Here is a 13,118-nt window from a genome sequence, read left to right as displayed (position 1 = left end):
CCACAAACGATTCCAGGCCTTCCCACCACTTTCCCAGGAACCACACCGTGACCGATCCCAACTACTTCATGCTGTATGTCGAAAGCCCCGCCGTCAGCGTCGACTTCTACCGTCGCCTGCTGGGCAAGGAGCCGCTGATCGACACGCCGGATTTCGCCCTGTTCGCGCTGGACTCGGGCATCAAGCTCGGCCTCTGGTCGGCCAGCGTCGTGACGCCTGCCGTGCCACACACCGGCGGCGGCGGCGAGATGGCCTTCAATGTCGGCGAGAACGCCATTGTCGACGAACTCCATGAAGCCTGGCGCGAACTGGGGGTGCGCATCGTCCAGCCGCCGAGCACCCTGGGTTTCGGTTATGCCTTCGTTGCGGTGGACCCCGATGCACACCGGTTGCGGGTGTATTCGCCGTCCCCTTCACTGCGCTGATCCAGCGGTCCGGCAGCCGGCCTCTGCCGGCGCCCCTCGAAGTGCAGGCCCAGCACGCTCGCCAGGACAATCGAGCCGCCCAGCAGGACCATGCCCGAGACACCGACACCGAGGATCAACGCCGCCATCAGCATGGCCACCGGCGGGATCAGGTACAAGGCGATGGAGGAACGGCTGACCGTCGAGTGCGTCAGCACATAACCCCAGGCCAGGTACGCCAGGGCACTGGGGAAAATACCCAGCACCAGCACCGCCACATTCACCCGCACGGGGGCCAGCGTCACCTCCTGCGCCAGCCCCGGTCCGTAGACACAGAGCAACAGCAGCGTTCCGGCCCAGACCATGTAGCACACGGTGGTCAACCCGCTGTAGTGATGGGCATAGTGTTTCTGCAGGGTGAAATACAGGCTCCAGGACAGCGCCGCGAGCAGGACCAGCAAGCCCCGGGGATTGAACGGGCCGACGCCGTGATCGCCCCACACCACCACCAGCGCCCCGGCCAGCCCCACAAACACACCCAGCCAGCGCCAGCCCGTCACCGACTCCTTCAGCCAGAAGAACGCGATCAGCGTACTGAACAACGGCGTCGACTGGGCCAGTACGCTCCCGGCCCCGGGGCTGACCCACTGCTGCCCATAGTTGAGGCTGACGTGATGCAGGAAGATCGCGAAGAAACCCAGCACGAACAGCCAGGGCAGATCGCGGACCCGGGGCAAGGCAATGCCCTTCATCAGCGCCACTGCGGCCATGAACACCGATGCGATCAGAAAGCGCAGCAGGGCCAGGTGTCCGGGGCTGTAGCTTTCCAGGCCGATATGGATGCCGATGGGCGAATACGCCCAGCACAGGATGACCAGGGCGGTGGCCAATGAAATTTTTATACGCGGCAGGGCTTTCACGAGAACGCTACATCCAAGATGATCCAGGGGTGTGGCCAGTCTTGAGCGGCGTGGCGACAAGCACAATTGACGAATATTGAGTCGAGAATTCACCGGGAGTGAATCATGGAACTGGCGCAAATGCGCATGGTGAAAGCCGTCGCCGAAACCGGCAGCATCGCCCTCGCGGCCCAACGGCTGCATTGCGTGCCGTCCAACATCACCACGCGCATCAAGCACCTGGAAAGCGAGCTGGGCACCGACCTGTTCGTCCGCGCCGGGCGCGGCCTGAGCATCAGCCCCGCCGGCGAAGTGTTCCTCGAATATTGTGCGCAGATCCTCAACCTGGTGGACGAGGCCAAACGCGCCGTCGACGCCAACACCCGGCCCTCCGGCACCTTGCGCATCGGCGCCATCGAATCCTGCGCCACCGTGCACCTGCCGGCCCTGCTCGCCGAATACCATCGGACCTATCCCGAGGTCAGTCTGGAACTGATCACCGGGACCTGGACGCAACTGCTGGAAGATGTCCGCCAACGCCGGCTCGACGGCGCCCTGGTGGCTGCCGATATCCACCACCCGAAAATCGCCAGCACCGCGTTGTACAGCGAAAAACTGGTGCTGATCAGCGCCGCCGACAGCGCACCGATCCACAATGCCCACGACCTGCTGGGCCGCACCCTGATCATGTGGCCGAACGGCTGCCCCTACCGCGCGGCGCTGAAGAACTGGGTCCAGGACTGCGACCGCAACCCACCGATTGCCAGCTACGGCAGTTGGGGCACGATCATCGGCAGCGTCAATGCCGGTGCCGGCGTCTCGCTGGTGCCCGAAGGCATCCTGCGTCGCTACGAACAGTCGACGGGGCTGGCGACCTATCGCTTCGACGAACTGGCCCCCGTGCAAAACAGCTTTATCTGGCACAGGGAAACCACCCGCCATCCGGCCCGCGAGGCCTTTGCGCGACTGCTGCGGGAACGCCTGGAAACGCGTCCGGAGTAGCGCGCCTACACGGCAATCTGGCGATTCGCCAGTCCCTTCAGGTATTCTGCCAGGCAAATTAATTCAAAATGTAAGGGACTACGATGAAACACCTGCGCCAGCTGTTGGCGGCCGTGTTGCTCAGCGCAACCACTCTGCCCGCCATTGCCGCCAGTACCCCCGCTCCAGCCCCCACCGCCAGCGAGCAACCGCACCAGAGCGCCGAACAGTGGCTCACCACCCTCAAGCAGCAGCACGGCACCATCACCCTGCCGAGCGGTATCGCCACCCTGCAACTCAACAACGAGTTCTACTACCTGTCGCCGGACGACACCGAGCGCCTGCTGACCGAAGCCTGGGGCAACCCGCCGGGCCACAAGACCCTGGGCATGATCATCCCCACTGCCGTCAGCCCCCTGGCGGACAACGGCTGGGGCGTGATCGTCAGCTACAAGAACGACGGACATATCTCCGACGATGATGCCGCCAAGATCGACTACGCCGACCTGCTCAAGCAGATGCAGGCCGACGATGAAGAAGACAACAAGGAGCGGCGCAAGCAGGGTTACGCCGGCCTGCAACTGCTGGGCTGGGCCGAACCGCCGAGCTATGACCAGGGCAGCCACAAGATGTACTGGGCCCGCGAACTGAAAGCCGATGACGCCCAACAGAACACCCTGAACTACAGCATTCGCGTGCTGGGGCGCCAGGGCGTGCTGGAACTGAATGCCGTAGCGGCGATGGCCGACCTGCCGACCATCAAGCAGGAAGTGCCGAAGATCCTCGCGTTCACCAACTTCACCGATGGCAACCGCTACGCCGACTTCGACTCCAGCACCGACAAACTGGCGCCCTACGGCCTGGCAGCCCTGGTGGCCGGCGGCATCGCGGCCAAGGCCGGCCTGTTCGCCAAGATCGGCGTAGCCCTGCTGGCCTTCAAGAAATTCATCGTGATCGGCCTGGTGGTGATTGCCGGCTTCTTGCGCAAGTTGTTCAAGCGCACATAAGCCCCACGCGTCCTGTGCTTGATCGTTCCCACGCTCCGCGTGGGAATGCCGCATGGGACGCTCCGCGTCCGCTCTCACAGCCCCTATCGCCCCCCATCGAACAACCCGAGCGTTTCGGCACAATGGTCGAGCGCCGCGGCACAATGCCCAGCCCCCCATCTCCCTAGACTCGTCCTGAATCCCCCCAAAGACGAGGTCATCATGAAAAACCGCTTCCTGCTCACCGCCCTCAGCCTCGGCCTGAGCATCACCGCCCACGCCGCCGACTTCACCGTGACCAGCCGCGATATCAGCAACGGCAAGCCCATGAGCAGCCGCGAAGTGTTCCAGGGCTTCGGTTGCGAAGGCGGCAACACCTCCCCGCAACTGTCCTGGCAGAACGCCCCGGCGGGCACCAAAAGCTTCGCGATCACCGCCTACGACCCCGACGCCCCGACCGGCAGCGGCTGGTGGCACTGGACCGTGGTCAACCTGCCGACCTCCACCCACGAACTGCCTTCCGGCGCCGGCAGCCAGGGCGGCCAGCTACCCGCGGGCGCCGTGCAAGGTCGCACCGACTACGGCCAACCGGGCTTCGGCGGTGCCTGCCCGCCTGTGGGCGATAAACCCCATCGCTATCAGTTCACCGTCTGGGCCCTGAAGACGGATAAACTCCCGGTCAATGAACAGGCCAGCGGCGCCATGGTGGGCTACATGCTCAATGCCAACGCCCTGGGCAAGGCCACACTGACCGCCACCTACGGACGTTAGTTTTTTTGTACGGAGCCTGAGAATCATGAACGCCCCCGCCGGCATCCAGCACCGCCAGCGCCGTATCGGCGCCAGCGTCATCCAGGCCCGCCAGCCCCATGCGCTGCAACGGGTGCCGATTTTCGTCACCACCCTGTGTCGCGTGCGCCAGGGTGAAAAAGTGATGAGTTGGGACGACCGGCAGATGCGCGTGGGATCGCGACACCTGATCCTGATGCCGGCGGGGCGTGAAGTCGGGGTCGGCAACTACCCCGGCACCCAGGGGTTCTACATCGCCGATACCGTGAGCTTTCCCACGGAACTGCTGCGAACCTTTATTGCCCGCCATAGCCAGCAACTCGCGCTACTTCCCGGACGCGGGAGCACCCAGGAACTCTGTGTGCCGCTGGACCGGCATACCACTTCAGCCTGGGAAAACCTGCTGGAAGCCATCAATGCCGATTCGCCGGACGCCCTGTGCAGCCATTACGCCGAAGCCGTGCTGCTGGCATTGGCCCTGGGCGGCTGGGCCGGGCCGTTGTTACTGGATCGCAACGACCCGTTGTGCGAGCGCGTGCAGCAGATCGTCATGAGCGACCCCGCGCGGGACTGGACCGTCGCGGACGTGGCCGAACGGCTGAACCTGGGCGCCTCGACCTTGCGCCGCCAACTGGCGAACGAGGACGACAGCTTCAGCAACATCCTCGAAAATGTCCGGCTGGGCATGGCCTTGCAATGGCTGCAGACCACACCACGGCCGATAGGAGAAATAGCCGCAGCCAGCGGCTATGCCTCGGCGTCACGCTTTGCCGTGCGCTTTCGCAAGCATTACGGGTTGTCGCCGAGGGAGTTGCGGGGGGTTTTGTAGTTCAAGACAAAGAACAAACCTGCCAAGTACCGGTGTTTATTTCAACCGCACATTTCTCACTAGAAAAACGCTTCAACTCGCCCCATACCAATTTCTCCGCAACAAAGAAAATTATCCTTCCAGCCAATCAACGAATGAAATTACCTGAAGACAACTCCAAAAAGGAACATTGCTTTGGATACCGTTCGTCGCCTCACGAATAGCAGCCATCCCCATAAAGCGAGTGAAATTTCCTACAAAAAATCATAAATTTCTTTTCAAAAAACTCACAGCAGCTCAGATAAAAGTTTGTCGCTAGAAAAATCGCCACATTCCTAAACACTCGAAAAACCAGTGAAACTTCCTACAAACGACCACATTGGTATTTGACGTGGCTATAGCAAGGAAACTATAGCTACATTCACTGCTACCCAGCAGCAGTAGCCTGAACAGGCCATTCATCAATCAAACTGTTTTTTGTGGAGAAAATCACATGAGCATCGATACATTTGGAGAAACACTCTTCAACTTTAAAAACATCCCCAGCTTCGACAAGAGCCCTCAAGCCAACAACGGTGGTTCAGGTGGCCAAGGCGGATGCGGCGGTGGATGCATTCATCCGACTTCCAAAAGGATATCATCTCCGCACGAAAAGCAGTGATGGTCCCATCTCCCTAAAGGACAGATCGATGAAAAGCCGACTTTATTATCGTTCAAGTCGCCTGGCATGGTTATTCATAAAAGAACAACTCAAGGAGCCCATCTCCTTATTCTGGATCATTATTTCACCATGCGCCGCCTTTTATCTCCTGGCCTTATCCAGAGGCAGATTAGACTTACTCTCAGGGGATTATACAGAACACACAGCCTGGCTCTACGCCTACATCTCTTCAAGTGTTGCCCTGTTCGGGTTTTCCTTTTACATCATAGGTCGTCGAGAAAGCGGCTACATTCGATCCTTTATTTACAATCATGAAGCAAAGCTTGTCTTTATTCTGGCGCAAACCCTTGCCTATTCAGTAATCGCTATAATTTACTGTAGCGTTTTCTATCTTGCCACACGCCTGCCATTTGGCGCCTACTCACTTCTGGAACTGTTGAACATAATTTCAAAATTCTATATCTGCTACTTATTATTTTGCTCAATCGGATTCTTCTTTAGCTTACTTCCTATAAATTTTCAGAACGCCAACACTCTTTTCTCTATTTTTTCATTCTGCACACTAATCCTTGGCATTTCAAATTCGCTTTCAACAAATTTTCTGCTTCACACCGTAAACCTTGGCAACCCATTAGTACACGCAGCCGAACTGATCAAGCATGGCTTACAAGCCAAAATAAACCTTACACTATCAATCTTGCCAATATTTATTTCGAGCTTATTAATAGCTATCAGATTTTTGCGCATCAACCCCGTCTGGAGCCGTTACTGATGAAAAGTCTCGAGATAGATTCATTATCTTTCCGATATGGTGACAAGGTAATTTTCGAAGGCGCAACACTGAGTGTACAGCCTGGAACCATTATCGGGGTACTCGGCCCAAACGGGTCTGGAAAAACAACACTTTTTGATATCATTTGCAAACTGAAGCCCCCTCCGGTGGAACTATAAAAAATGGTTTCTCAAAGGAGCTTTACCTGTCTCAGACGTTAATGACACCACCTGCCTTACGAATGTTCGACATATTCGAAATGACCAACCTGCTTTGCTCTTCAACACACAGCACTCAGATACAAGTACTGGATAAGCTTTCACAATGGAGTCCCAGCGTCATAAATCGCTATAAAGAAATATGGAGAAAAAAGTCAGCCTTATGCAGTTATGGTGAAAAACGATGGTTTTTTACCCTCTCGCTTTTATCATTAGGCGCAGATTTCATCATCCTGGATGAGCCCACGGCCGGCGTCGATCCGGAGTTTCGTCACTATATCTGGCAGTGCCTGCACGGGGCGGCAAGCAGCGGCACTGCCATTCTGATTTCCTCACATAACGTTGATGAGATTGTTGATCACTGCAACTATTTTTATATGTTGAGCCAAAAGCAGTTCAAGCGATTTGGCAGCCGACAAGCCTTTATGCAAGCCCATGATACGAAGTCGCTGGATGAAGCCTTCATAAAAGCCGCGGCTTTCTGAAGCGACACGCCAAAATCCTGACATGCCGCATCAAATGCGCACCTAGAGCTGCCCAACCCAATCGGTCGAAAAGGCCAGGCCTCGCTGTGCCTCCAGTTCCGCCAGGCGCTCACAGAGCTGCTTGTGCATCACCATGAACGAATCGCTGCCCAGCGCCAGTCGCTTCGGCGCGGGGTGTTGATCGACGCTTTCGATCATCAGCCGGACCATTTTTGCCGGGTCGCCGATCGGCATGACGGTGCCATCCTCGATCATCCTCCGGGCATGGCTGGCGGGCGAAACATCGTAGACGTCATTCTTCGGTCCGAGCCTGGCACTGCCATAGCGGAACCGGGTACGGGCGCCACCCGGCTCGACCAGCGTGCAGCCGATGCCAAAGACCCCCACCTCCAGGTTGACCGCGTCGATAAAACCTTCGATACCCCATTTCGTTGCGTGATACAGGGATCCGCCGGGGAACACGGCCTTGGCCCCCACGCTGGATAGCTGGAGGAGAGAAAAACTGGGCATGGCAAAATGAAGTGCTGATCTTGATTCGGCACTTTATTCGATATGCAGGAGATAGGGTTTAGCAGGAGGCGTTATGGAGGCAACCCCACCAGCCACACCCCGGCACACAATGTTCCCGCTGTGGCTGCTCCCTTCCGGGCCTGACCAGGTTAACGGGTAATCGTTGCGGGGGGACCGATGGGGTCACCATAACGACGCTCGCCTGGCAGCGAGCCGCGCCATTGTACCTAGATAACGAGAAGTTACAACCGCCAGGCGCCGATAAAAATTCGATGGAGCTCAAGCACTTGTCGACATTGCCCAGCCCTATTGTCGATCACTGCGTGTGGCAGCGACCGGCGGTGGTGTTGCTCACGACGGTGTCTGGCTGACGGACGCCTTCGCGGGCAAGCCCGCTCCCACAAGGGCCGGGGGTGCCAGGGGCCATTATGGGCGGGCCGCTTATATTGGAGTTGTGGATCAGGCCGTTATCGCTAGCGGACGCGGAGCGTCCAGGGAGGCGTTACCACGCGGAGCGTGGGAACGATCAAACAGGGACAGCCGTCCCTCAGGTCGCAAGCTGCAATACCTCATCCGCCCGACCACCCTCCTCCTGGATCACCAGGTGGATAAAATGCAGTTTGGCGATGGTCGCCGGCGGCAGGACAAAGGGGTAGAAATCCGGTTGGCCCATGCTGCGGGAGAGTTCGTTGAGCATGCCCGCCAGTTCGATCCAGGCGTTGACGAATGACAGGAACGCCGGGCCTTCCGGATGCTGCGGGTCATAGAGCACGCTGGTGGGAAACGGCTGGTAGTCGAAGTCCGATTCGCGGGCGCTCATGCCGAAGCCCAGCGCCGTGTCCACCGCGTCCATCATGTGCAGGTAGTGCGCCCAGGTTTCCGCCCAGTCTTCCCAGGGGTGCATGGTGGCGTAGGCGCTGACGTAGCGCTGCTGCCAGTCCGCCGGTGCGCCGTTCTGGTAGTGGCGCTCCAGTGCGTCGGCGTAGCTCGCGCGCTCGTCGCCGAACAGGCCGCGAAACGGTTCCAGCCACTGGTCGTTGGCAATCAGCCGGTCCCAGTAGTAATGCCCGACTTCATGGCGGAAATGGCCGAGCAAGGTGCGGTACGGTTCGCGCATCTGTACCCGGACCTTTTCCCGGTGGGCGTCGTCGGCCTCCTTGATATCGAGGGTGATCAGGCCATTGGCGTGGCCGGTCATCGGCGATTTGCCTTCCAGGTCGACGCCGACGAAGTCGAAGGCCAGGCCGTTTTCCTCGTCCCAGGTTTTCGGGATGACTTGCAGGCCCAGGGTGATCAGTTGCGCCACCAGGCGGCGCTTGGCGGTTTCGACCTTGCGCCAGCGTTCGGGGTTTTCCGGGACGGACAGGTCGGGGATGGTGCGGTTGAGGCTGCACGCGGTGCACAGGGGGCTGCTGTGGGCATAGGGGATCAGCCAGTTGCAGGCCGCCGCGGTGTCGAGGTTGCCGCAACGGCGGAACAGGCCGGCTTCGGGGTTGGCATCGAGTTGCCAGCTGTCCGGGTACGGACCCGGTTGCAGGGAGGACAGGTGGCTGCCCTGGGGTTCGTAACCCAGGGCCGCAGAACAGGCCAGACACTGGCTGTTGCGGAAGAACACCGATTGACCGCAGCGGCAATGCCAGACCTTGCTGTTGCGCGAGGGCTCTGAGGCAAAGGGCGCGGCGATACGGGAACTGAGACGTTCGAAGAAGCGGTACATGGCGATCTCTCCCTGGGACCTGCCAAGACTAGATCATTGGAGCGGCGGCAGGTTCCCTTTAGATCGCAACCGAAAGCATGGGAACGATCAATCCGTAGGAGCCGGGCCTGTCAGCGAAGCTCTTGGCGATCTTGGGGACGCCATCGCCGGCAAGCCAGCTCCTACAGTTGGGCGTCGTACACAAATCCTGAGCACGCCAGAAACCTGTGGGAGCCTGGCTTGCCAGCGAAGCTCTTGGCGATCTTGGGGACGCCATCGCCGGCAAGCCGGCTCCTACAGGGAGCAGATGCAGGACCTCAGATTTCGATTCCGTGTCCTTTCAGGAACGCCACGAATGCTTCTTCGTCCAGCACCTTGAGTCCCAGCTCGTTGGCCTTGGCCAGCTTCGAGCCGGCGCCCGGGCCTGCGACCACGCAGTGGGTCTTGGCCGAGACGGAACCGGCGACCTTCGCCCCCAGGCTTTCCAGCTTGTCCTTGGCGATATCGCGGCTCATCAGTTCCAGCGAGCCGGTCAGTACCCAGGTCTGGCCCGTCAGCGGCAAGCCGGCGACAGCCTTTTTCTCGCTCTGCCAGTGCATGCCGAAATCACGCAGTTGCGCCTCGATCGCCAGGGCTCGCTCGGCATTCCCCGGTTGCTCGAAGAATTCGCGCACGGCATTGGCCGGCTTTTCGTTCAAGGCCTGGCGCAGGTCCAGCCAGTCGGCGTTGATGATGCCTTCGACCGAACCGAACTTGGCCGCCAGTTTTTCCGCCGCCGTCGGCCCCACCGAGCTGATGTCCAGCTTGGCGACCAGTCCGGCCAGGGTGGTGCTGGCGGCGAACTCGGCGCCCAGTTCACCCTGGTCCTGCAGGGTCAGCCCACGTTCCAGCAGCTGGGCGATCACCGTACGGTTGTGTTCGTCTTCAAAGAAACTGTGGATCTCATGGGCCACTTCCATGCCGACGTCCGGCAGGTAGGTCAGTACCGACGGCAAGGCCTGCATGACCCGCTCCAGCGAGCCCAGGGAGCGGGCCAGGACCTTGGCGGTCTCCTCGCCCACATCCGGAATGCCCAACGCGTAGATGAAACGCGCCAGGCTCGGCTGCTTGCTGTCGGCGATGGCTTCCAGCAGGTTACGGGTCGACAGTTCGGCAAAGCCTTCGAGGTCGACGATGTCTTCGTGTTTCAGGGTGTAGAGATCGGCCGGCGAGGCGATCAGTTTTTCATCCACCAGTTGCTCGATGGTCTTGTCGCCAAGGCCTTCGATATCCATCGCCCGTCGCGAGACGAAGTGGATGATCGCCTGCTTGAGTTGCGCGCCGCAGGCCAGGCGGCCGACACAACGATACACCGCGCCCTCGCTGACCGTTTCGCGGCCCTTGCTGCGCTTGATCAGTTGCGTGCGCTCGACATGGGAGCCGCAGACCGGGCAGCTCTGCGGGATCTCGACGGCACGGGCGCTTTCCGGGCGGCGCTCGGTGACGACCTGCACCACTTGCGGGATCACGTCGCCGGCACGGCGGATGATCACCGTGTCGCCGATCATCAGTCCCAGGCGCGCCACTTCATCCATGTTGTGCAAGGTAGCGTTGGATACCGTGACCCCGGCCACCTTGACCGGCTTCAAGCGCGCCACCGGGGTGACCGCGCCGGTACGACCGACCTGGAATTCCACATCCAGCAGTTCGGTGAGTTCTTCCATGGCCGGGAATTTGTGGGCAATCGCCCAGCGCGGCTCGCGGGCACGGAAGCCCAGTTCACGCTGGGACGCCAGGCTGTTGACCTTGAATACCACGCCATCGATTTCATAGGGCAGCGCGTTGCGGCGCTCGCCAATATCGCGGTAATAGTCCAGGCACTCGTCGATGCCCTTGGCCAGCTTCAGTTCGCGACTGACCGGCATGCCCCAGGCCTTGAGTTGCTGCAGGTTGCCGATATGGGTGTCGGCGATGTCCGCCGAGACCTGGCCCAGGCCGTAGCAGCAGAATTCCAGCGGGCGGCTGGCGGTGATCTTCGAATCCAGTTGGCGCAGGCTGCCCGCCGCGGCGTTGCGCGGGTTGGCGAAGGTCTTGCCACCGGCTTCCAGTTGGGTGGCGTTGAGACGCTCGAAACCCGCCTTGGACATGAACACTTCACCGCGCACCTCGAGGGTGGCCGGCCAGCCGCTGCCGTGCAGCTTGAGCGGGATATTGCGCACGGTGCGCACGTTGATGCTGATGTCTTCGCCGGTGGTGCCGTCGCCACGGGTGGCGCCGCGCACGAGCGCTCCGTCCTGGTACAACAGGCTGACCGCCAGGCCGTCGAGTTTCGGCTCGCAGCTGTATTCGACTGCCGCACCGCCACCGAACAGGTCGCCGGCCGGCAGGTCGAGGCCTTCGCTGACACGGCGATCGAACTCGCGCATGTCGGTTTCTTCGAAGGCGTTGCCCAGGCTCAGCATCGGGATTTCATGCCGGACCTGGGTGAAGGCCGACAGGGCCGCGCTGCCGACGCGCTGGGTCGGCGAATCGGCGCTGACCAGTTCCGGGTGTTCGGCTTCCAGCGCCTTGAGTTCGTGGAACAGGCGGTCGTACTCGGCGTCCGGAATGCTCGGCTCGTCGAGCACGTGGTAACGGTAGTTATGCTGATCCAGCTCAGCGCGCAGCTCTAGAATGCGGGTATGGGCAGCAGTCATGGGGGTCTCTCATAAAGCAAGGGAGCAGCCGAGGCTGCTCCCTATGTTAGTGCGTTTTTTGTGGTGAGGCGCCGGGGCCACTTCGCCGCGATGCGGCGTCCCGACAAGCGCGCTCCCACAGTAGCAGTGAGTCGAACACAGAATGTGTGGGAGCGGGCTTGCCCGCGAAAGGGCCCTCGAGAACGCCCAAAAATTCGACGCTTAACGCTTCTGGGTCAGGGCGCGACGTTCGAACTCGACGATCCGCTGACGGTAATGCTCGATGGTCTGGGCGGTCAGCACGCTGCGCTGGTCATCCTTCAACTCGCCATTGAGTTCCTGGGACAGTTTGCGGGCGGCGGCCACCATCACGTCGAAGGCCTGCTTCGGATAACGCGGGCCCGGCAAGCCGAGGAAGAAGCTCACCGCCGGGGTGCTGAAGTGGTCGATATCGTCGAGATCGAACACGCCCGGCTTGACCGCGTTGGCCATGGAGAACAGGACTTCGCCATTGCCGGCCATGCTTTCGTGGCGGTGGAAGATATCCATCTCACCGAAACGCAGACCGCTTTCAAGGATGTTCTGCAGCAATGCCGGGCCCTTGAAGCCGTTGGCATCGCGGCTGATCACGCTGATCACCAGGACTTCTTCCGCCGCGGGCTGTTCCTTGTCCTGGCGTGCGGCCGGCTTGTGTTCATCCGGGAAATCGTCGTCGCGGCTGCTGAAGCTCGGGCCTTCTTCCAGGTCCAGGTTCAGATTCAGGTCGCCCTGGCTCGGCTCGCTGTTGCGTTTGCCGCGCTTGGACGGTTTTTCCCGAGGCTCGCGCGCCGGCATGCTCACCGATGGCAAGTCATGCTCATCGAGCTCGGGTTCCTTGTGGGTTTCCAGCACACGGGGCGGGCCCAGCAATTCGGCGCTGGAGTCATCGTCCGGCAGATTCGAGAAGCTGCGATCCAGACGAAACTTGAGCTTGCCCTTGCCGCCGCGCATCCGGCGCCAGCCATCAAAAAGAATACCGGCAATGACAATTATGCCGATGACGATCAGCCACTCGCGCAGACCGATTTCCATGTAATCCCGTGCCTCTAATAATGGTTCTATGAAGAAAGGGCGGAAAACCCTTTAAAGCGTGGCGCCAACTCTATGTTCTGACAGGCGTTTTTTCCCACGCACAAGAAAATTGGACATTAAATTAACACGACCAAAGGCAACTTTACACCGTCTGTCGTACAGGGTATGCATTAATAAGTCCCCA

At 60.1% G+C, this 13,118-nt stretch carries 12 protein-coding genes, 1 other RNA gene and 1 pseudogene; 8 read left to right on the top strand and 6 right to left on the bottom strand.

The annotated features are described in order from the left end of the window. Positions 1-47: 47 nt before the first annotated feature. A complete protein-coding gene (locus ACL9RJ_RS17485; protein ID WP_017129627.1) occupies positions 48-425 on the top strand; it encodes a VOC family protein in 378 nt (125 codons plus the stop codon). On the opposite strand, the gene ACL9RJ_RS17480 is transcribed toward ACL9RJ_RS17485, so the two are convergent. Beyond that, on the bottom strand, positions 353-1,324 hold the full coding sequence (locus ACL9RJ_RS17480) for a DMT family transporter (RefSeq protein ID WP_244861767.1): 972 nt from the start codon (positions 1,322-1,324) through the stop codon (positions 353-355). The genes ACL9RJ_RS17485 and ACL9RJ_RS17480 overlap by 73 nt on opposite strands. Positions 1,325-1,429: 105 nt before the next feature. On the opposite strand from ACL9RJ_RS17480, the gene ACL9RJ_RS17475 reads away from it, so the two are divergent. From ACL9RJ_RS17475 to ACL9RJ_RS17445, 7 genes and pseudogenes are all read left to right on the top strand, one after another. Continuing rightward, positions 1,430-2,305, top strand: a complete 876-nt coding sequence (locus ACL9RJ_RS17475; protein WP_177086537.1) for a LysR family transcriptional regulator — start codon at positions 1,430-1,432, stop codon at positions 2,303-2,305. Between the two features lie 83 nt (positions 2,306-2,388). Beyond that, entirely contained in the window at positions 2,389-3,291 is a 903-nt protein-coding gene (locus ACL9RJ_RS17470; protein WP_212809937.1) for a DUF2167 domain-containing protein, read from the top strand. A gap of 201 nt (positions 3,292-3,492) precedes the next feature. After that, positions 3,493-4,041, top strand: coding sequence for a kinase inhibitor (locus ACL9RJ_RS17465; protein WP_103032906.1), 549 nt, complete (start codon positions 3,493-3,495; stop codon positions 4,039-4,041). Between the two features lie 25 nt (positions 4,042-4,066). After that, positions 4,067-4,888, top strand: a complete 822-nt coding sequence (locus tag ACL9RJ_RS17460; RefSeq protein ID WP_422765506.1) for a helix-turn-helix transcriptional regulator — start codon at positions 4,067-4,069, stop codon at positions 4,886-4,888. A 472-nt stretch (positions 4,889-5,360) separates the two neighbouring features. Continuing rightward, the gene (locus tag ACL9RJ_RS17455) at positions 5,361-5,528 is read left to right on the top strand and encodes a hypothetical protein (RefSeq protein WP_422765505.1); all 168 of its coding nucleotides are present in this window, start codon (positions 5,361-5,363) and stop codon (positions 5,526-5,528) included. 28 nt (positions 5,529-5,556) lie between these two features. After that, positions 5,557-6,300 (top strand): ABC transporter permease, encoded by a 744-nt coding sequence (locus tag ACL9RJ_RS17450; protein WP_422765504.1) that lies wholly within the window; start codon positions 5,557-5,559, stop codon positions 6,298-6,300. Then, positions 6,300-7,003: pseudogene (locus ACL9RJ_RS17445) on the top strand (ATP-binding cassette domain-containing protein). Before ACL9RJ_RS17450 ends, ACL9RJ_RS17445 begins: the two are co-directional and overlap by 1 nt. A gap of 42 nt (positions 7,004-7,045) precedes the next feature. Here ACL9RJ_RS17445 and ACL9RJ_RS17440 read toward each other — a convergent pair. The 5 genes from ACL9RJ_RS17440 to zipA all read right to left on the bottom strand — a co-directional run bounded on the left by ACL9RJ_RS17440 (position 7,046) and on the right by zipA (position 12,934). Further along, positions 7,046-7,513 (bottom strand): SDR family NAD(P)-dependent oxidoreductase, encoded by a 468-nt coding sequence (locus ACL9RJ_RS17440; RefSeq protein ID WP_422765503.1) that lies wholly within the window; start codon positions 7,511-7,513, stop codon positions 7,046-7,048. A gap of 83 nt (positions 7,514-7,596) precedes the next feature. Next, an RNA gene (gene ffs / locus ACL9RJ_RS17435) (signal recognition particle sRNA small type) lies at positions 7,597-7,693 on the bottom strand. 367 nt (positions 7,694-8,060) lie between these two features. After that, positions 8,061-9,230 carry a zinc-binding metallopeptidase family protein gene (locus tag ACL9RJ_RS17430; protein ID WP_103032907.1) on the bottom strand — a complete coding sequence of 390 codons (1,170 nt, stop codon included), beginning with the start codon at positions 9,228-9,230 and terminating at the stop codon, positions 8,061-8,063. Between the two features lie 296 nt (positions 9,231-9,526). After that, positions 9,527-11,884, bottom strand: a complete 2,358-nt coding sequence (gene ligA, locus ACL9RJ_RS17425; RefSeq protein ID WP_017129636.1) for an NAD-dependent DNA ligase LigA — start codon at positions 11,882-11,884, stop codon at positions 9,527-9,529. Positions 11,885-12,085: 201 nt separating this feature from the next. After that, positions 12,086-12,934 (bottom strand): cell division protein ZipA, encoded by an 849-nt coding sequence (gene zipA, locus ACL9RJ_RS17420; protein ID WP_017129637.1) that lies wholly within the window; start codon positions 12,932-12,934, stop codon positions 12,086-12,088. Between the last annotated feature and the right edge of the window lie 184 nt (positions 12,935-13,118).

Origin of the sequence: Pseudomonas sp. Mn2068 (assembly GCF_049319725.1) — a bacterium.
Taxonomy (GTDB): domain Bacteria; phylum Pseudomonadota; class Gammaproteobacteria; order Pseudomonadales; family Pseudomonadaceae; genus Aquipseudomonas; species Aquipseudomonas gingeri.
This window is presented reverse-complemented; position numbering and strand designations above follow the sequence as displayed.

Excerpts from the sequence above, each read along its gene's own strand:
- ligA (WP_017129636.1), bottom strand. The coding sequence starts at position 11,884 with ATGACTGCTGCCCATACCCGCATTCTAGAGCTGCGCGCTGAGCTGGAT.
- ACL9RJ_RS17430 (WP_103032907.1), bottom strand. The coding sequence starts at position 9,230 with ATGTACCGCTTCTTCGAACGTCTCAGTTCCCGTATCGCCGCGCCCTTT.
- ACL9RJ_RS17450 (WP_422765504.1), top strand. The coding sequence starts at position 5,557 with ATGAAAAGCCGACTTTATTATCGTTCAAGTCGCCTGGCATGGTTATTC.
- ACL9RJ_RS17475 (WP_177086537.1), top strand. The coding sequence starts at position 1,430 with ATGGAACTGGCGCAAATGCGCATGGTGAAAGCCGTCGCCGAAACCGGC.
- zipA (WP_017129637.1), bottom strand. The coding sequence starts at position 12,934 with ATGGAAATCGGTCTGCGCGAGTGGCTGATCGTCATCGGCATAATTGTC.
- ACL9RJ_RS17455 (WP_422765505.1), top strand. The coding sequence starts at position 5,361 with ATGAGCATCGATACATTTGGAGAAACACTCTTCAACTTTAAAAACATC.
- ACL9RJ_RS17440 (WP_422765503.1), bottom strand. The coding sequence starts at position 7,513 with ATGCCCAGTTTTTCTCTCCTCCAGCTATCCAGCGTGGGGGCCAAGGCC.
- ACL9RJ_RS17465 (WP_103032906.1), top strand. The coding sequence starts at position 3,493 with ATGAAAAACCGCTTCCTGCTCACCGCCCTCAGCCTCGGCCTGAGCATC.
- ACL9RJ_RS17460 (WP_422765506.1), top strand. The coding sequence starts at position 4,067 with ATGAACGCCCCCGCCGGCATCCAGCACCGCCAGCGCCGTATCGGCGCC.
- ACL9RJ_RS17470 (WP_212809937.1), top strand. The coding sequence starts at position 2,389 with ATGAAACACCTGCGCCAGCTGTTGGCGGCCGTGTTGCTCAGCGCAACC.